Raw genomic sequence first — 18,217 nt, 5'->3', positions numbered from 1 at the left:
GCGGCCCGCTGATCACGGCCCCGGCCGCGGCCCCGGGCCCGGCCCGCTCACTCCTCGCCCCGCATCTCCGCCAGCAGCTCCAGGATCCGCTCGCCGTGCTTGGCCAGCTTGCTCTCGCCCACGCCGCTCACCCCGGCCAGGGCGTCGAGCGAGGCGGGCGCGGCCGTCGCGATCTCCCGCAGCGTCGCGTCGTGGAAGATCACGTAGGCCGGGACGCCCTGCTCCTTGGCCGTGGCCGCGCGCCACGCCCGCAGCGCCTCGAAGACCGGGACCGCCTCGGCGGGCAGGTCGACGGGCGCGGCCCGCTTGCCGGAGCCGGACCCGGAGCCGCCCGACTTCGCCGAGGCCCGCGCCGGCCGCTCCGGCTCGCTGCGCAGCCGCACCTCGCGCCGCCCGCCGAGCACCTCGCCGCTGGCCTCCGTGAGGACGAGCGTGCCGTAGTCCCCCTCGACGGCGAGCAGACCCTGCGCCAGCAGCTGGCGCACCACGCCCCTCCACTGGGCGACGCTCAGCTCGGTGCCGATGCCGAAGACGGTGAGGCCGTCGTGGTCGTGCTGGACGACCTTCGCGGTCTTCTTGCCGAGCAGGATGTCGATGATCTGGCCCGCGCCGAACTTCTGCCGCCGCTCGCGCGCCAGCCGGTAGACCGCGGAGAGGAACTTCTGGGAGGCGACCGTGCCGTCCCAGGTCTCGGCGGGGGTGAGGCAGGTGTCGCAGTTGCCGCAGGGGCCGCTCGCCTGCCCGAAGTACGCCAGCAGCCGCACCCGGCGGCACTCGACGGTCTCGCACAGGGCCAGCATCGCATCGAGGTGGGCGGCCAGGCGGCGGCGGTGGGCGTCGTCCCCCTCGGAGCCGTCGATCATCTTGCGCTGCTGGACGACATCCTGCAGGCCGTACGCCAGCCAGGCCGTGGACGGCAGGCCGTCGCGCCCGGCGCGGCCCGTCTCCTGGTAGTACCCCTCGACGGACTTCGGCAGGTCGAGGTGGGCGACGAAGCGGACGTCGGGCTTGTCGATGCCCATGCCGAAGGCGATCGTGGCCACCACGACGACCCCGTCCTCGCGCAGGAACCGCGCCTGATTGGCGGCGCGGGTGCCCGCGTCGAGCCCGGCGTGGTACGGCAGGGCGTCGATGCCGTGCTGCGCCAGGAAGTGCGCGGTGTCCTCCACGCTCTTGCGGGAGAGGCAGTAGACGACGCCCGCGTCCCCGGCGTGCTCGGTGCGCAGGAGCTCCAGCAGCTGCTTCTTGGGGTCGTTCTTCGGCGCGATGCGGTACTGGATGTTCGGCCGGTCGAAGCTCGCGACGAAGTGCCGGGCGTCCTGCAGCTTCAGCCGGGACGCGATCTCGGTGTGGGTGGCCTCGGTGGCCGTCGCGGTCAGGGCGATGCGCGGCACGTCCGGCCAGCGCTCGTGCAGCGCGGACAGGGCCAGGTAGTCCGGCCGGAAGTCGTGGCCCCACTGGGCCACGCAGTGCGCCTCGTCGATGGCGAAGAGGGAGATCTTGCCGCGGTCGAGCAGGCGCAGCGAGCTCTCCACGCGCAGCCGCTCGGGCGCCAGGTAGAGGAGGTCGAGCTCGCCGGCGAGGAACTCGGCCTCGACCATCCGCCGCTCGTCCGCATCCTGCGTGGAATTGAGGAAGCCCGCGCGCACGCCGAGGGCGCGCAGGGCGTCCACCTGGTCCTGCATGAGGGCGATGAGCGGGGAGACGACGACGCCGACGCCGGGCCGGACCAGGGCCGGGATCTGGTAGCACAGCGACTTGCCGCCGCCGGTGGGCATCAGGACGAGCGCGTCGCCGCCGGCGACGACGTGCTCGATGATCGCCTCCTGATCGCCCCGGAAGGCGTCGTAACCGAAGACGCGCCGCAGGCAGCCCAGAGCCTCACTGCCCGCGGCATCGGGTGTGGGGGAGGGGGAAGGGAAGGGGTCAGCGGGGCGGGCGGTCTCGGTGAGGTCGGCCATGCGGAAAGTCTAGGGCGGGCCGCCGACACGCACGGGGGCCTGTGGATAACTCACGGGGCCCGCACCGCCCCGGCGATCTACGCGACCTCGATCCCGTAGTCCCCCAGCAGCTCCTCCAGCCCGCCCCGGTACCCCTGCCCGCCGAGGACGAAGTCCCAGTCGCCGCTCGTGCGCCGCCGGAAGGAGCCGAGGACGAGCGCGGTCTCGCCCGCGCGGCCGTCGGAGACCTCCAGCTGCCCCAGCTCGGCCCCGGCGCCGTCCGCCAGCCGGATCCGGGCGTCGGTGAACCCCGCGAGATCGGCGTCCGGGTTGACGGCGGGGTCTATCGCCGCGACGAGCACGAGCCGGTCGGCGTCCGCCGGGAGCGCGTCGAAGGCGACGCGGACGGCGGCCTTGTCCCCGCGGGGCGGCGGCACCGCGCGCACGGCCCCGTCGGGGGTGGCGGGGTTGTTGAAGAAGACGAAGTGGTCGTCGCTGAGCACGCTGGTGCCCCGGCAGACGAGGGCGCACACGTCGAGGGCGACGGCGCCGGACCAGGACATGCCGAGGACGTTGTGCTCCGCGTGCTCTCCGGCCCCGCCGTGCTCTCCGGCCGTGCCGTCGTCCGGGGCGCCCGCCGGGGGAGCGGGCTGCCGGCCGCCGGACGTCCCGCTGCCGCCGCCGAGCCGCCCCCGCAGCCCGTGCCGCCCCAGCAGCCCCACCAGCTCCTCGCCCGAGACGAGCGTCAGGGGCTTGCCGTTCGCGAAGGTGTACGAGCCGGGGCCGAAGCCGGACGTCGTGACCAGCACGCCCTTGTTGGCACCGGCGCCCTGGACCGTGCCGTACAGGTCCCTGACGGCCGTCGGCGGGACCGTCTTGCGGTACCGCTTCACCTGCACGATGATCCGGCCGCCGCTGATCGGGTCGGGGTCCAGGGCCTCGACGTCCACGCCGCCGTCGTTGGAGCGGGTCGTCATCACGGCCTGCATGCCCCGGGCGCGGAAGAGCTGGGCGACGAGCGCCTCGAACGCGACCGGGTCCATCTCGTAGAGGTCGGGGTCGTCGCCGCCCCCGTGGGAGACGACGCCGCGGCCGACGTCGGCGGGCATCCGGCCCGGGCGCACGGCGGCGAGCTGGTCGGGCCGGGCGGACAGCAGCCCGCCGAGCCCGTCGGTGAGGCAGTCCACGGCGCTGACCTGCTCCAGGTGCAGCCCGGCGAAGACGGAGCGGGAGACGGTGGCCGACGCGAGGACGATCTGTGCACGGCGGCCCGTGGCCGGGTCGTGGTCGTCGACGAAGCCGTTGACGACGACGGACTCCAGCGCCCCGGACCCGTCCGCCGCGAACAGGTCGCGCAGCACCAGCAGGACGCACTGGGCCAGCACGTCCCGGTAGACGGCCCGGCGTTGCGCCGCGGGCCGCACCGTCTCCTTCTCCTGGTCGGCGGTCGGCATGTACCGCACGGCCTTCGCCTCCGGCACGACGTCGTACCCCGGCAGCTCCCACGTCAGCACCAGTTGCCGCGCGGCCGGGTCGTAGGCGGCCGCCACCTGGTGCGGGAACTCGCCGGGCCACGCGGAGGAGGCGTAGAGGGCGGCCGAGAAGTAGTCGACGACGGCGTCGGGGTCCCCGGTGCGCAGCGCCGTGACCATCTCCTCCACGCCCGCGTTGTGCTCCCGGATCTCGGCGAGCTGCCCGGCGGCCCACTGCTCGTACTGCCCCCGGTACGCCGCCAGCTGCTGCACGCGCGTGGCCTCGGCGGCCTGCGCGGTCCGCAGGTCGTGCTCGTACTGCTCACGGCCGTGCCCCGCGCCGAAGCCCCAGCCGCCCTGGGCCTGGTACAGCCCCGGGTCCGGCATGGGGACGGGCTGCCCGAGGTGGCCGGGGCTGAAGGGCTCCACGGCCTCGGGCCGGCGCAGCGCGGCGGTGGAGAACGCGGGCACCTGACACCCGGTCACCAGCAGCCCGGTCAGCTCCGCGACGCGCGCCTCTATCTCCTCCGTACGCCGCCGGGCCTCGGCCTCGCGCCGCTGCCGGTAGGCGGCCCGCTGCTCCCGGTCGGCCCGCGAGGCATCCCGCGCCGCCGCACGCTCCCGCCGCTCCTGCTCCCTTTGGAACTGCACCTGTTCCCGGTGCTCGGCCTCACGCCGGCGCTGCTGCTGACGCTGCGCTTCGGCCCAGATCCCTATCAGTCCACTGGAGCGACGACTCATGCGGATACATGCCCTCCCCCCGGGACACCCGGCGTCCCGGAACCACGTGCACTGGCCCCGACAACCAGTGGTCAAGTCGACTTTAGCCGCCTGACGGACAATCCGATCAGCTGCAAGTCGTACGAGGGGGGCGGTGTGGAAGAGGCCGGACCCCTCCTCGGCGGTCTCCTCAGCCGTACGGGTGATTTTCCCGGCGTGCCCCGTTGCAGGTGCGGCTTTCCGGGGAGCTTGCCCTGGAAGGGAAATCGTTCACAGACGGCCGGTTCGCAAGCGTTCACAAGGATTCGCAAGCACCAGCATTCGCAAGCAACAGGGTGGGTGGGACAGCTGATGGTGACCACGACAGCATCCGACTCGGATCAGTACCCGGTGCGCTTCTGGGCCGTGGAGGATCTTCGCGGGCTCGATTTCGACCCGTTCATGGCCGAGCGGCTCCGGGAGGAGCCCATCGCCCGGGTGAAGCTCCCCCACGGCGAGGGGCACGCCTGGCTCGTGACGCGCTATGAGGACGTCAAGTTCGTGACGTCCGACCCGCGGTTCAGCCGGCAGGCCGTGCTCGGCCGCCCGATCACCCGGCTGGCCCCCCACTTCATCCCGCTCGACGAGGCGGTGGGCTTCGCCGATCCGCCCGAGCACACCCGGCTGCGCAAGGCCGTGGCGCGCTCCTTCACGCCCGCCAGCCTGGAGCGGCTCCGGCCGCGTGCCGAGCGCGTGGCCGGTGAACTCCTCGACGCCATGGAGCGCGAGGGGCCCCCGGCGGATCTGATGGCACACCTCAACGGGCCGCTGCCCCTGGCCGTCATCAGCGATCTGATGGGCGTGCCCGAGGAGGACCTGCCGCGCATGGCGCGCTGGACGGAGGTCCTGCTGTCCGCGGGCCACGGGCGGGAGGCCAGCGACCGCGCCAAGGCGGAGATGGCGGCCTACTTCGTGGAGATGCTGGCGTGCAAGGGCGCGGAGCCGGGCCCCGACCTCGCCAGCGAGCTGGCCGCCGCCATCGCGAAGGGCGACCTCAGCACGGAGGAAGCCGTCGCCATCGCCCTGCTCATCCAGGCCAGCGCCGCCCACGCCGTGCGCAACAACAGCAGCAACATGGTCTACGCCCTGCTCACCCACCCCCACCACCTGGAGCGGCTGCGCCGCGAGCCCGGGCTGCTCCCGCAGGCGATCGAGGAGCTGCTGCGCTACATCCCGCACCGCAACGCCGTCGGCCTCGGCCGCATCGCCATGGAGGACGTGGAGGTCGGGGGCGTCCTGATCCGGGCCGGGGAAGTGGTGCACTCCTCGTACCTCACGGCCAACCGCGACCCTTCCGTCTTCGACCACCCGGACGAGCTCGACTTCGACCGGGAGCACAATCCGCACCTGTCCTTCGGGCACGGGCCGCACTTCTGCCTGGGCTCGATGCTCGCCCGCCTGGAATCCGAGATCATCCTCACCAGCCTGATCGCGCGCTTCCCGGACCTGCGCCTCGCGGAGCCGGTGGAGAAGATCCGGTGGCAGCGGAGCGCGCTCATCCGGGGGCCTGAGCACCTGCCCGTCGCGTGGTGAGCGTGGTGAGTGCCCTGAGCCTGATGGGCGAGCCCGGTATGCGAGGAAGGGTCCGATGGCCGAACCGCTGACGAATCCGGCACCCGATGCGTCGTCCGCCCCCGAGCCCGCCGGGCCCGGGGAGTCCTGCCCCGCCTTCCGCACACCGGGCGAGACGGTCCACGACTGGCCGGTGGAGCACCTCCCCGGCCTGGAATTCGACCCGCTCATGCACCGCCTGCTGCGCGAGGAGCCGATCGCCCGGATCCGGCTGCGGTTCGGCGAGGGCGACGCCTGGCTGGCCACGCGGTACGAGGACGTCAAGACCGTCGCCGCCGACCCCCGGCTGAGCCGCGCCCTCACCGTCGACCGGCCGGTCACCAGCATGACGCCGCACGTCGTGGCCCCGGCCGGAGGCGTCGGCCGCACCGACCCGCCCGACCACACCCGGATCCGCCGTCACGTGGCCCTCACCTTCGGCCGCAAGCGCGTCGCCGCCCTGCGCCCCCGCGCCGAGGAGCTCGCAGGTCAGATGCTCTCCCGTATGGCGGAGCAGGGCGCCCCGGCGGATCTGACCGAGTGGCTCACCGGTCCCCTGCCCGCCCAGCTCATCGGCGAGCTCCTCGGCGTCCCGGCCCACGACCTCGGCCGGCTGCAGAACTGGCGCAGCGTCATCCTCTCCAGCAACCACTCCGAGCAGGAGAGCAACGCCGTCAAGGGCGAGATCGCGGGCTACTTCAAGGCCATGGCCGCGCACCGCCGCGAGCACCCGGGCGACGACCTGTTCAGCGCCCTGGTCGAGGCCCAGAACAAGGAGGTGGACGGCCTCAGCATGCCGGAGCTGATCTCGCTCGCGGTGATGCTCGTGCTCAACGGCATGGACGCCGTCCGCAACCAGGTGTCCAACATGGTCTACGCGCTGCTCACCCACCCCGAGCAACTGGCCCGGCTGCGCGCCGAACCGGACCTGTTGCCCCAGGCCGTGGAAGAGCTCCTGCGCTTCATCCCGCACCGCAACGGCGTCGGTCTGCCCCGCATCGCCACCGAGGACATCGAGGTGGGCGAGGCGAGGATCCGCAGCGGCGAGGTCGTCTACGTCTCCTACCTGGCCGCCAACCGCGACCCCTCGGTCTTCCGCGACCCGGACCGCCTCGACCTCACCCGCGACGACGCCCCGAACCTGTCCTTCGGCCACGGCCCGCACTACTGCGTCGGCGCCCTGCTGACCAGGATGGAGGCCGAGGTCATGCTCACCGCCCTCCTGGACCGCTTCCCGGACCTGAGGCTCGCCGTCCCCGAACACGAGATGCGCTGGCGCCGGGGCTCCATCAACCGCGGCCCGGAATCCCTTCCGGTCGCCTGGTAGACCGGATCACGCAGATCACGCAGATCACGCAGATCACGCAGATCACGCAGGGAGCTTCTCGGGGATCTCCACCCGGGAGAACTCCTCGCCGAGGAGCCGGGAGAGCATCGCCAGGTGCGGGGTGGCACGGTCGGTGCGCCAGACCAGGGCCATCTGCGAGGGCTCGGGCAGGCCGTCGATCACGAGGTAGCGCACGTCGCTGCGGATGATGCGCTCGGTCAGGGGGCGGCAGATCAGCATGGCGTGGTCGCCGGCGGCCACGAGGACGAGGCCCTCCTGGAGGGTGGCGATCCCCGTGCTCGAACGGACGGGTGCCCCTGCGGGCGTGGTGAGCGGCACCCGCGCGGCCATCCAGTAGTCCGGGGCGTCCCCGGTCGGGCGGAGGACGTCCAGGTGCGCCAGTTCCTCCACGTGCACGCGGCCGGCGCCGGCCAGCGGGTGGGAGGAGGCGACGGCGAGCAGCCGGTCCTGCGGAGGGAAGCGGAACCCGACGGTCAGGGCGGCGTCCCTGACCGGGAGCTCGACCACGGCGGCATCGAGCCGCCCTTCGAGCACGGCCGAGAAGGGCGAGCCCAGGGGGATCTCGCTCAGCGCCGTCGCGACCTCGTGGTGGGCGCGCAGACGGCGGCAGGCCTCGGTGACCTCTTCGTAGACGCTGCCGCTGAAGCCGATGCGCAACTGGCACAGGGAGCCGCGGCTGGCGCGCTCGGAGGCCTGGGCGAAGACGGTGAGCAGGGACTCGTAGGCCGGACGCACCTCGTCGGCGAACTGCGTGCCGAATCTGGTCAGTTGTACGCGCCGGCTGGTGCGCTCGACCAGCCGCACGCCGAGGCGGCGTTCGAGGCCTGCGACGAGTTGGCTGACGCGGCTCTGGGAGTAGCCCAGGCGTACGGCCGTCCGGCCGAAGTGCAACTCCTCGGCCAGCGTGAGCAGGCACTCGATCTCTTGGACGTGGACCTGGTTCATCGCGTCCTCCCCGGGTGTCTCTTCAGGTCAGGTCGGCGGTGTGGTTCGGCAGCTCATCGATCAGGCTAGCTCATCGATCGTTGAGGAGATCGCTGTTGTTCCGGCTCTGCCCCATTGCTTGGCTGGCAGCATGAGTTCACATACGTCGGTCGAGGGCTCCGGCCCCCATTCGACTCGCACCACGCCGTGGCAGTGGGTGGCGGTTGCCGTGTTGTCGTTGAGCACGTTCGTGGTCGTGACGTCGGAGATGCTGCCGGTCGGCGTGCTGACCCCCATGGCCGAGGGCCTGCACATCAGCGCGGGAACGGCGGGGTTCAGCCTGTCGATCACCGGCCTGGTCACCGCCGTCACCGCCCCGGCGGTCCCCCGCGTCGTCGGCGCGCTCGACCGGCGCGTCGTGCTGGCCGTGGCGATGGTGGTGCTGGCCGCCGGCAACGCGCTGACCACCATGGCCGGCGGCTTCGGCCTGCTGGTCGTCTCCCGCATCGTCATCGGGGTGGGCATGGGCGCGGTGTGGGGCCTGGCGTCCGCCGTCGCGCCGCGGCTCGTGGCGCCCCGCAATGCCACGCTCGCCATCTCCCTCGCCATCGGCGGGGTCGCGGCGGCCTCGGTCATCGGCGTGCCGCTGGGCACCTTCGTCGGCAACACCTTCGGCTGGCGGGCCGCGTTCGGCTCCCTGTCCGGCGCCGCGGTGATCCTCGCGGCCGGTCTGCTGATGGCACTGCCCGGCCTGCCGCGCCCGGCCGCACCGGCCGGGGACGACCACGCCGGCCGCGAACCGCTGCTGCGCAACGCCCCGGTGGTCGCCGGCCTGGCACTGATCGTCTTCCTCGTCACCGCGCACTTCGCCGCCTACACCTACGTGCGGCCCGTCCTCGAAGAGCGCACCGGTTCGTCGCCCGGCGCCATCGCCCTGCTCCTCCTGCTCTACGGCGTCTTCGGGCTGATCGGCAACTTCGCTTCCGGCGCCCTGGCGGCACGCCGCGCGCGGGTCACGATGCTGGGCCTGACGGTCGGCATCGGCGTATCGATCGCGCTGCTCGCACTCTTCGGCACCATCGCCGGTGTCGCAGGCGTCAGCATCGCCCTGTGGGGTCTGACGTACGGCGGCCTGTCGGTGGCCGGCCAGATCTGGATGACGCAGTCCGCGCCGCATCGCGCCGAACACGTCACCGGGCTCTACGTGGGCGTCTTCACGGCCGCCATCGCCCTGGGCGCGTTCCTCGGCGGCATCGTCGTGGAGGCGGCCAGCATCACGCCGCTGCTGTGGAGCGCCGCTGCGCTCGCGGTCGTGGCCCTCGCCGTGGGGCTGTTCGCCCCCGGCCCCCGCCCTGCCCCCCTGCCCGGCCGGACCGGCGACGACTCCGCATCCGGCTCCGCCCCGGAGCCGGTCGAGGCGGCCGCCGCCACGGGGACCGGCGGATCGCAAGCGTGAACCGGCCCGTCACGTATTCCCGGTGCATGAACCGGTTTTCCCGGTGCATGCACCGGCGTGCGGGCCGTGTTAGCCAGGCCACATAATGTTTGCACTTTAAAAATGCGGTCGGTGGACCGGTTTATATGGTCCTTGCGGAAGATGTAGATGGAAGTTACTGTTTCATTGTCCGGCCATCGGTATTGCCGGGCAATTGAAGCAGCTGTGACATGCCGCGGGTTGCGTGCGGCAGGTCCATCCGGTGTGCCATCTATCCCCCAAGAACCGACCACGAGGGCGTCCGGCCGTGTTATCAGTCACCCGCCTCCCACACCTTCACCCATTTTCACCGGCAACGTCGAGCGTCCCGGAAAAGGTCCCGCTCCGTTCCGCGTCTTCCGTGCCACCACCCCCCTGCCGGGCGATGGCGTTGTGATATCCGGCCGAAAGCGCCCCGGATCGCGCTGATCCCGTCCCGGCCTGCCGGCCGGCTACGGGGGTGCGCCTACAAGCGCGCACCGTAAGCGCGCACTACGGGCGTGCACACCCTCCTGGCCTGGCCTTTCAGGCCTGGACGTGGTGTTCCGGCGGCATTTCCGCCCCGGCGGAATCCCGCGACCCATCGACTCGGCGGTCGGCGAACCGTCGGCTCGGCCGGCTTCGCGTGCGCCGCCCCGGCGGGGCGCAGAGGCGCTGCGCACTCCCTTCATTCCCGATACCGGTTCGCGTACTCGCGTACTCGCGCATTCGCGTATTCATGCATTCATGCATGCATTCATTCGTGTATTCGCGCATTCGTGATGCGTGCGATCAGCGTCGATCGCACGCGGCGCGGCCGGTCTATATCTCCCTGCCCTTTTACGGGTGCCGGGCAGGTTGCTCCTGTCCTTTTTTGGAATACCACGGCACCGTCCCATGCGAGAGAACCAGGAGGTGTTGTCATGTGCGGAATATCCGGATGGGTGGAATACTCCGGGCTCGGCCCTGACGCGCAGGCTGTAGCGGAAAAAATGAACGACGAGCACGTGCACCGGGGCCCGGACGGGGCCGGGACATGGCTTTCCCGTTACGCGGTACTGGCGCATCGCCGCTTGTCGGTGATCGATGTCGAGAACGGCGCTCAGCCGATGGTCCTGCCCGGACCGACGGCATCCGAGGTCCGGCTGGTGCTCACGTACAACGGCGAGCTGTACAACTACCGGGAGCTCCGCAGCGAGCTGGCCTCCCGGGGCCATGCCTTCCGTACGTCGAGCGACACCGAGGTCATCCTGGCCGCCTGGGCGGAATGGGGCGTGCGCGCCGTCGAACGCTTCAACGGCATCTTCGCCTTCGCGGTGTGGGACGAGCGGGAGGAGACGCTGTGGCTGGTCCGCGACCACCTCGGCGTCAAGCCGCTCCACTATCACCATGAAGGCGACCGTCTGATCTTCGGCTCCGAGGCCAAGTCGGTCCTCGCGCATCCGGGGGTGTCCACGGCGATCGACGAGGACGGTCTGCGGCAGCTCGTACTGCCGTTGCTGAAGTTCCCGGGGACCAACCCGTACCGCGGGGTGTCGGAGGTGCTGCCCGGTCAGGTGCTGGAGTTCTCCCGGCGGGGCGTGCGCACGACCCGCTACTGGGACCTCAAGTCGCTCATCGTCCGGCCGGCCGAGGCGAACGACCTCGACGACGCGGCCGAGGAGCTGCGCTCGCTGCTGGACGACACGGTCGCCCGCCAGACGATCTCGGACGTGCCGCTGTGCACCTTCCTCTCCGGCGGTCTGGACTCCTCGGCCATCACGGCGATCGCGAACGGCCTGCCCGGGCGGCGCGGGGTCGGCTCCTTCTCCGTGGACTTCACGGACGCGGCCGGTTCGGCCGACTCGCGGTCCGCGCTGGACCGCCGCTATGCGCTCGAAGCCGCGGAGTTCATCGGCTCGCACCACTCCAACATCGTGCTGGACAGCTCACGGCTCGCCGACGGCGCCGTCCGCGACGCCACCGTGCGTGCGCGGGACCTGCCCAACGGTTTCGGCGACCTGGAAATGAGCCTGCTCCTGCTCTGCGGCGAGGTGCGCAAGCACGCCACCGTCGCGCTGTCCGGCGAGGCGGCGGACGAGATCCTGGGCGGCTACCGGTGGTTCCAGGAGCCCGCCGCAGTGGGGGCGGACACGTTTCCCTGGATCGCCGACAGCCCCGCCCACGGCTATCTCCACCAGCGCGTCCTGAGCACGATCGACCCCCAGCTGGTCAAGCAGTTGCGGATCGACGAGTACCTGAGCGACGAGTACGCGACCGCGCTCGGCGGGCTCGCCTTCGACCCCGCGCTGAGCAGGGCGGAGCGCCGGCACCGGGAGATCATCTATCTCGCCGTCACCTACTTCCTGACCATGCTGCTGGACCGCAGCGACCGGCTGAGCATGGCCGCCGGCCTTGAGATGCGCGTCCCGTTCTGCGACCACCGGATCGTCGAGCTCGTGGTGACGCTCTCGCAGAGCATCCACAACGCGGGCGGCCGGGAGAAGGGCGTACTGCGCGCCGCGGTCGGCGATCTGCTGCCGGAAGGCGTGCTCACCAGGAAGAAGTCGCCCTATCCGACCTCGCCCGACCCGGACTACTCGCGCAAGCTCGAAGCGCAGGTCGCGAGCGTCCTCGCCGCCCCGCCCGACGGGCTCCGGGACATCTTCGCCGCCCATGTGCTGGACCCGGCCCGGATCGCCGATTCGGCGAGGTCCCACGGCCTGGTCAGCAATTTCGAGGGCGAGGTCATTCTCAACTTCGCCTCGTGGCTGCGGCAGTACTCCCCGCAACTGGTCGTCTAGACACAACCGGCGATCCGGAGAAAGGGACCAGGAAGGAAACGACGATGACCTCGTTGCTCAACGGAACCGCAACCGGAACTGCAACCGGAACTGCAACCGGAACTGCAACCGGCACCGAGACCGGCACCGGGCCGGCAAGCGGGCGTCAGCCCCGCGGTAAACCGGTCCTGCTGCTCAACGCGCAATACCTGCCGTCCAGTCGGGACTGGCGCACCGATACGGGGCGTGCCGATTCCCCGTTCACGATGGACACCTTCGTCAGGGCGGCCCAGCAGGCCGAGGCCGCAGGGTTCGACGCCTTCTTCCAGGCCGATTTCTCCGGCGTGCACCGCGCCGGGCTGCGGGCCGGTCCGCCCCTGACGGCTTTCGAACCGTTCCAGGCCGCCGCGATCATCGCCGGCGCCACCACGCGGATCGCGGTCATGCCGACCGTCTCCACGCTCTACACCCACCCGTTCTCCTTCGCACGCAGTCTCGCCAGCCTGGACCGGATATCCACCGGGCGGGCCTGGGTCAACCTCGTATCGTCCTTCCGGCCGGGCACGGCCATCGGCATGCAGCGCGACATTCCCCGCGAGCGCCGGCACGACCAGACCGAGGAGTTCCTGCAGGTCGCCCGGAAGCTGTGGGCGAGCTGGCCGCCCGGGGCGAACGTCCCCGACCCGGCGACGGGCCGTTTCATCCGCGACGACCTCATCACGGACGTCGGCCACCACGGCGAGTTCTACGTCCAGTCGGGTCCCCTCGACATGCCTCCGTACTCGGCCGCGTTCCCGTTCACCCTGCAGGCCACGTCCTCCCTGGCCGGTCTGCGCCTGGCGGCCCGCACCGCCGACGGTGTCTTCGCGGGAACGGCCACCCTGGGCGCGGCGCAGCAGATGCGGCGCATCCTCCGCGAGGAGGTGCGGCGGGCCGGCCGCCCCGAGGACGGCGTGGCTCTGCTGCCGGGCGCCTTCGTCCAGATCGTCGGCAGCCGGGAGGAAGCCGAGATGCTGACGCGCGCCCAGGCCCGGCGTGCCGGCGCCTTCGGCGGGCAGCCCGCCCTCGACGCGCTGCGGGCGCGGTTCCCCCGGGTGCGCCTGGACGGCGCGAGCCCGGCCGACCCGCTCCCCCCGGATGTGCTTCCGGAGGATCCGGACGAGGCCTTCGCGACGCTGGGATCGCACTATCTGCCGCTGTGGGACCTGGCCCGGGTGCCCGGCCGGTCCGTGGGGGAGTTCGCGGCGGAGGCGGTCACGCTCGGCGAGCACGCACGCTTCACCGGCACCCCCGAGCAGGTGGGTGACGAGCTTCGCCGGTGGTACGACGAGGGCGGCGTCGACGGATTCCAGCTCATCCTCGGAAACGACTTCGACGCACTCTGCGAAAGCGTCGTCCCCCGGCTTCTCTCAGGGAACAGGACAGGTAACCGCACATGACCGAAATCAACACCGCACTGGTTTCCGCCGAACCCACGGAGGCGGATGCACAGCCCGGCGCCGAGGAGCGTACGGCCCTGTGGAAGCGGCGCCTCTTCGAAGCGGAAGCGGGACTGACCCGTTTCGTGGTCGAAGCCAGGGCGGGCGCACATATGCAGAGCCTGCTGAAGGTCAAGAACGCGATCTTCGAATCACTCCCCGAGAGCGGTGGGGAACAGGAGTGGAAGGCGGCGTTCTTCCGGGGACAGGCGCTGATGGAACAGTTCCTCGTCGGCCACTTCGGCCACGACGAACTCGCGACATGGGCCGCGTCGAACAGCACGATCTACGCGGCCGTCGATTCCGCCCCCAAGCACGACGCCGTCGTACCGCTGCAGCGGCTCGACGCCCAGGCCGGCCTCTACGACTCCGACACCGAGTGGGTCGAGGACGGCGCCGATCGCGCGGTCCTGAACATCCGGCACTGCGCCATCTGGGACTACCGGGAACTCGCCCGGAAGCGCGGAGTCACGATCACCCTCCAGTCGCCGTGCGAATACTGCGTGCCCGCGACCACCGCGATGATCACCAGCAAGGGACTCAACGCCGCACACGAACTCACCGACGGCCCCAGCGGCAAGGGGTGCGTCTGGACCGCCTCGCGCAAGCCCTGCCGACCCGCACAGGCCAGCCACCACGAGTCCGAAGGATGACCGACATGACGGCACAGGCACACACCACGTCCCACACCATGTCCCACACCACGTCCGCGCCGAACGCCCTCACCGCGCCGGACTGGCGCCGTTTCCGTGAACTCCCCGCGCACCAGCAGCCCGCATGGCCCGACCGGGAAGCCCTCGACGCGGTGCTGCACGCGCTGCCGCAGCAGGATCTCGTGACCCGCGCCTCGGTGCACGAGCTCAAGCGCGAGCTGGCCAACCTGGAGACCGGCGGCGGCCTGGTCCTGCAGCTCGGGGACTGCGTCGAGGACATCGACACCGACGTGCGCTCCGCCACCTGCGACAAGATCACCTTCCTGACGCACTTCCGGTCGCACCTGCGTGCCCGCACCGGCCGGCACGTCATCGGCGTCGGGCGCCTCGCCGGTCAGTACGCCAAACCGCGTTCGCAGGACCACGAGGTCGTGGACGGGACGACCCTGCCCAGCTTCCGCGGCCCGATCGTCAACTCCCCCCGCCCGATCCTCCAGGCGCGCCGTCCGTCGCCGTCGCGCATCGTGCAGGCACACGCCGCCGCACAGACGGCGTACGCGACGATCGCCGACTACCACCGGTCGACCGCGCACCTCGATCCGATCTGGACGAGCCACGAAATGCTGCTCCTGGACTACGAGTTGCAGTTCCTGCGCCACGGCGAGCCGGGCGACCACCTCACCGGCGACCACCTCACCGGCAACGGGCTCACCGGCAATCACCTCGCGACCACCCACTGGCCGTGGATCGGACTGCGTACGGGCCAGCTCGACGGTGCGCACGTCGCCGTCGCGGCCACGCTGAGCAACCCCGTCAGCGTGAAGATCGGTCCGGGCACCTCGCCGGACGACGCGGCGGAGCTCGCGGCCAGGCTGAACCCCGGCGACGAGCCCGGCAAGCTCACCTTCATCGCCCGTATGGGCCGCAAGAACGCCGGGCGGCTGGCCCCGATCCTGCAGGCCGTGCACCGGCGCGTCGAGCACGTGAGCTGGATCAGCGACCCGATGCACGGCAACACCGTCCAGGCGGCGACCGGATTCAAGACGCGCCACGTCGAGGACGTCATCGCCGAACTGGAGCAGTTCCAGACCATCGTCGGCGACGCCGGCCGGCACCCCGCCGGTCTCCATCTGGAGGCGACGCCGGAGGACGTGTACGAGTGCGCGGAGAACGGCCGCGAGCCCGGCGACCCGGCCCGCTACCGGACGCTCCTGGACCCCCGGCTCAACCCCGAGCAGACGGCACGGGTCCTGAGCCACTGGTTCGTGTGACCGCGGCGCGACCGCACATCGCCCCGCACATCGCCTCACCCGGGCAATCCCCACACGAGCGATCCCCGCACGAGCCGTCCCCGCACAGGCAATCCCCGAAAGGACACCCCATGGTGCGTTCCCTCCTCGACCTCGAAAACGCCGCGACCATCGACCCCGAGGAGTACCTGCAGGCAGCGCTGCGCTGGCACTTCTCCGAGGAGACCGGCTCCCGGCTGTGGCTGGACCTCGCCGGGCAGCTCGGCTTCGACCCGCTCACCGACATCCGCTCGTTCGCGGACCTCGGGAAGTTCCCGGACATCGCCGGGCACTTGCGGGACCGGCCCGTCGCGGATCTGATACCGAAGGGGCTGGCGCACGAGCCCGCCCCCTCCGTCTTCGAGACCGGCGGCACCACCGGCTCTCCCAAGCGCCTCGTCTACACCGACCGCTGGGTGCAGCGCGCCCTCGCCTGGAAGACGGCCGAGCTCAAGGAGGCCGGCTTCCCCGCCGGCGAGCCCTGGCTGGTGGCCATGCCCGCCGGCCCGCACGCCTTCGGCAACACGACGCGGCTGCAGGCGAAGGCCCTGGGGTCCGTCCTCCACACGGTCGACCTCGACCCGCGCTGGGTGAAGAAGCTGATCGCCTCCGGCGAGAGCCCCGGCACCTACGTCGCGCATCTGGTCGACCAGCTCGGCCACATCATCCGTACGCAGAACATCGCCGCCCTGACGACCACGCCGCCGATCCTCTCGGAACTGCTGCTGCACGAGGGGCTGACGGAGCCGCTGCGCCGGAACCTCAAGTACCTGGCCCTGGCCGGGGCGCACCTCGACGACGACACCTGCGAACTCATCGCCGACGCGCTGCCGGGCACCGTGATCCAGAACATCTACGGCAGCACCATGGTGCTGACCACCGCCAAGCTGCGCACCCCCACCGCACCGCCGCTCTCCGCCGTCTACGAGGGCTACTCGCCGTTCGTCGTCTTCACCGTCCTCGACCCCGAGACCGGGGAGCCCGTGGCGTACGGCGAGCGCGGCCAGGTCCGGATGACGCACGTGAGCAGCGGAATGTTCATCCCGAACAACCTCGAACGGGACTCGGCGATCCGCGTGCCCGCTGCTGAAGGGAGCGTCGGCGACGCCCTGCAATCGCCCGAGCCGCTCGCCGCGTTCGACGGGGAGCCCGTGATCCAGGGGGTGTACTGATGGCCGCCGCAGACGACAAGGCCGGCGACGTCGTCGCGCTGCCGCTGCTGACGCACCGCGGGGTGCGCAGCACGCGCGCCCAGGAGATCGTTCACGCCGTCGACGGCAGCCCCCTGGCCTCCCTCTCGCTCAGCCCCGACCTGCTCACCTCGCAGAGCATCCTCGCGCAGAAGGACGCCGCCCCGCTGCCCGCGCACGAGCGGGCGAAATGCCTCGCCGAGGCGGCGCAGCGGTTCCTGGACGACGTGATCGGCGGGCTCTCGTTCAAGGAGCACTGCGCGTACGTCAACCGGGTCAGCGGGCACAACGTGCCGGTCACCGAGCAGCTGAGCCGTGCCGTCGCCGCGGGCATCGCCGAGGCGCCGGACCGCGCCGACCGCGCCCGGCCGAACGGTTCGCTGCGCTCGTGGCGCGAGGCCGTCGAAGGGCCCGGGAGCGGGGTGTGGACCCGGCGCGGCGAGACGCTGGCCGCCGTGCTCTCGGGAAACGCGCCGACGATCCAGAACGGCTGGCTGCAGGCCCTGGCCCTCGGATACCGCGTCGCGGTGCGGCCCTCCCGCCGCGAACCCTTCACCGCCTACCGGGTCATCGCGGCGCTCCGTGCGGCGGGGTTCCGCGACACCGACGCCGTGTACCTGCCGACGACGCACGCGGGAGTGCCGGCCCTCCTGGGGCGCGCCGACCTCGCGCTCGTCTACGGCGGCGACGACGTCAAGTCCCGGTACGGCTCGTCGCCGACGGTCAAGGTCGGCGGCCCGGGACGTACCAAGACGCTGGTGGGGAGCGGTTACTCCGGCGCCTCCTCGCTCGGCGGCATCGCGGAGTCCGTCTCCGCCCTGTCCGGTGCGGCCTGTGTGAACACCACCGCGGTGCTCGTCGAGGGTGACCACGCCCGCTTCGCCGCCGATCTCGCGGGCGTGCTCCGCGAACGGGCCGGGGAGCGGCAGACCACAGCGCAGCACCTCGGGCCGCGCGTCACCGAGCAGGCGGCCGAGGCGCTGATCGGGCATCTGCGGCGCAGTGCGTCCCGTGCGCACGCCGTGATCCCCCTCGACGAGGTGGCGGTACCGCATCCGGACGGGGGCGTCGTGCTCGGCCCCGCGGTGTTCACCGTCGACGATCCCCATGACGGCCTCCTGGCCACGGAGCTGCCGTTCCCCTGCGTCTGGGTCGCGCCCTGGACGAAGGCCGACGGCGTCGCCCCGCTGCGCAACTCGCTGGTCGTCAACGCGATGACCGACGACGCGGACCTCATCGACGCCCTGCTGCACGAGCCGAGCATCACGAACGTCCACGTCGACGCGCCGACCGTGCACAGCGACGGCAACCTCCCGCACGAGGGCTACCTCGGCGACTTCCTCATGCGGAACAAGGCCGTCGTGGGCTCCCGCACAGGAGCCCCATCCCACTGAAGGA

At 71.6% G+C, this 18,217-nt stretch carries 12 protein-coding genes; 9 read left to right on the top strand and 3 right to left on the bottom strand.

Going from position 1 to position 18,217, the window contains the following annotated elements:
• Window positions 1-47 precede the first annotated feature (47 nt).
• Both recQ and IE241_RS11970 read right to left on the bottom strand, forming a co-directional pair.
• The gene (recQ, locus tag IE241_RS11975) at window positions 48-1,961 is read right to left on the bottom strand and encodes a DNA helicase RecQ (RefSeq protein WP_190021699.1); all 1,914 of its coding nucleotides are present in this window, start codon (window positions 1,959-1,961) and stop codon (window positions 48-50) included.
• 77 nt (window positions 1,962-2,038) lie between these two features.
• Window positions 2,039-4,153: a restriction endonuclease gene (locus tag IE241_RS11970; protein WP_190021698.1), complete on the bottom strand. Its 2,115-nt coding sequence runs from the start codon at window positions 4,151-4,153 to the stop codon at window positions 2,039-2,041.
• Between the two features lie 330 nt (window positions 4,154-4,483).
• Here IE241_RS11970 and IE241_RS11965 point away from each other — a divergent pair, with 330 nt between their 5' ends.
• Window positions 4,484-5,704, top strand: coding sequence for a cytochrome P450 (locus IE241_RS11965; protein WP_190021697.1), 1,221 nt, complete (start codon window positions 4,484-4,486; stop codon window positions 5,702-5,704).
• Between the two features lie 55 nt (window positions 5,705-5,759).
• Window positions 5,760-7,049: a cytochrome P450 gene (locus IE241_RS11960; RefSeq protein WP_190021696.1), complete on the top strand. Its 1,290-nt coding sequence runs from the start codon at window positions 5,760-5,762 to the stop codon at window positions 7,047-7,049.
• Window positions 7,050-7,091: 42 nt separating this feature from the next.
• Here the strand turns inward: IE241_RS11960 and IE241_RS11955 are convergent, their stop codons facing one another.
• Entirely contained in the window at window positions 7,092-8,015 is a 924-nt protein-coding gene (locus IE241_RS11955) for a LysR family transcriptional regulator (RefSeq protein WP_190021695.1), read from the bottom strand.
• A gap of 208 nt (window positions 8,016-8,223) precedes the next feature.
• On the opposite strand from IE241_RS11955, the gene IE241_RS11950 reads away from it, so the two are divergent.
• From IE241_RS11950 to IE241_RS11920, 7 genes are all read left to right on the top strand, one after another.
• The gene (locus IE241_RS11950; RefSeq protein ID WP_229899190.1) at window positions 8,224-9,450 is read left to right on the top strand and encodes an MFS transporter; all 1,227 of its coding nucleotides are present in this window, start codon (window positions 8,224-8,226) and stop codon (window positions 9,448-9,450) included.
• Window positions 9,451-10,229: 779 nt separating this feature from the next.
• Window positions 10,230-12,230, top strand: coding sequence for an asparagine synthase (glutamine-hydrolyzing) (gene asnB / locus IE241_RS11945; RefSeq protein ID WP_308433674.1), 2,001 nt, complete (start codon window positions 10,230-10,232; stop codon window positions 12,228-12,230).
• 44 nt (window positions 12,231-12,274) lie between these two features.
• On the top strand, window positions 12,275-13,648 hold the full coding sequence (locus tag IE241_RS11940) for an LLM class flavin-dependent oxidoreductase (RefSeq protein ID WP_268254378.1): 1,374 nt from the start codon (window positions 12,275-12,277) through the stop codon (window positions 13,646-13,648).
• Complete coding sequence (locus IE241_RS11935) at window positions 13,645-14,340, top strand: hypothetical protein (protein WP_190021691.1); 696 nt, start codon at window positions 13,645-13,647, stop codon at window positions 14,338-14,340. Before IE241_RS11940 ends, IE241_RS11935 begins: the two co-directional genes overlap by 4 nt.
• Before the next feature lie 5 nt (window positions 14,341-14,345).
• Window positions 14,346-15,611 carry a 3-deoxy-7-phosphoheptulonate synthase gene (locus IE241_RS11930; protein ID WP_190021690.1) on the top strand — a complete coding sequence of 422 codons (1,266 nt, stop codon included), beginning with the start codon at window positions 14,346-14,348 and terminating at the stop codon, window positions 15,609-15,611.
• Window positions 15,612-15,721: 110 nt separating this feature from the next.
• Entirely contained in the window at window positions 15,722-16,801 is a 1,080-nt protein-coding gene (locus tag IE241_RS11925; protein WP_190021689.1) for an AMP-binding protein, read from the top strand.
• Window positions 16,801-18,213 (top strand): aldehyde dehydrogenase family protein, encoded by a 1,413-nt coding sequence (locus IE241_RS11920; RefSeq protein ID WP_190021688.1) that lies wholly within the window; start codon window positions 16,801-16,803, stop codon window positions 18,211-18,213. The genes IE241_RS11925 and IE241_RS11920 overlap by 1 nt, the downstream gene beginning before the upstream one ends.
• Window positions 18,214-18,217 lie beyond the last annotated feature (4 nt).

Source organism: Streptomyces hiroshimensis (genome assembly GCF_014650335.1).
GTDB lineage: Bacteria > Actinomycetota > Actinomycetes > Streptomycetales > Streptomycetaceae > Streptomyces > Streptomyces hiroshimensis.
The sequence above is the reverse complement of the archived record's forward strand: the minus strand, read 5'-3'. Positions and strand labels throughout refer to the sequence as shown.

Coding starts and splice junctions, on each gene's coding strand:
- IE241_RS11920 (WP_190021688.1), top strand. CDS start 16,801: ATGGCCGCCGCAGACGACAAGGCCGGCGACGTCGTCGCGCTGCCGCTG.
- IE241_RS11955 (WP_190021695.1), bottom strand. CDS start 8,015: ATGAACCAGGTCCACGTCCAAGAGATCGAGTGCCTGCTCACGCTGGCC.
- IE241_RS11940 (WP_268254378.1), top strand. CDS start 12,275: ATGACCTCGTTGCTCAACGGAACCGCAACCGGAACTGCAACCGGAACT.
- IE241_RS11925 (WP_190021689.1), top strand. CDS start 15,722: ATGGTGCGTTCCCTCCTCGACCTCGAAAACGCCGCGACCATCGACCCC.
- IE241_RS11970 (WP_190021698.1), bottom strand. CDS start 4,153: ATGAGTCGTCGCTCCAGTGGACTGATAGGGATCTGGGCCGAAGCGCAG.
- IE241_RS11935 (WP_190021691.1), top strand. CDS start 13,645: ATGACCGAAATCAACACCGCACTGGTTTCCGCCGAACCCACGGAGGCG.
- recQ (WP_190021699.1), bottom strand. CDS start 1,961: ATGGCCGACCTCACCGAGACCGCCCGCCCCGCTGACCCCTTCCCTTCC.
- asnB (WP_308433674.1), top strand. CDS start 10,230: ATGCGTGCGATCAGCGTCGATCGCACGCGGCGCGGCCGGTCTATATCT.
- IE241_RS11930 (WP_190021690.1), top strand. CDS start 14,346: ATGACGGCACAGGCACACACCACGTCCCACACCATGTCCCACACCACG.
- IE241_RS11965 (WP_190021697.1), top strand. CDS start 4,484: ATGGTGACCACGACAGCATCCGACTCGGATCAGTACCCGGTGCGCTTC.
- IE241_RS11960 (WP_190021696.1), top strand. CDS start 5,760: ATGGCCGAACCGCTGACGAATCCGGCACCCGATGCGTCGTCCGCCCCC.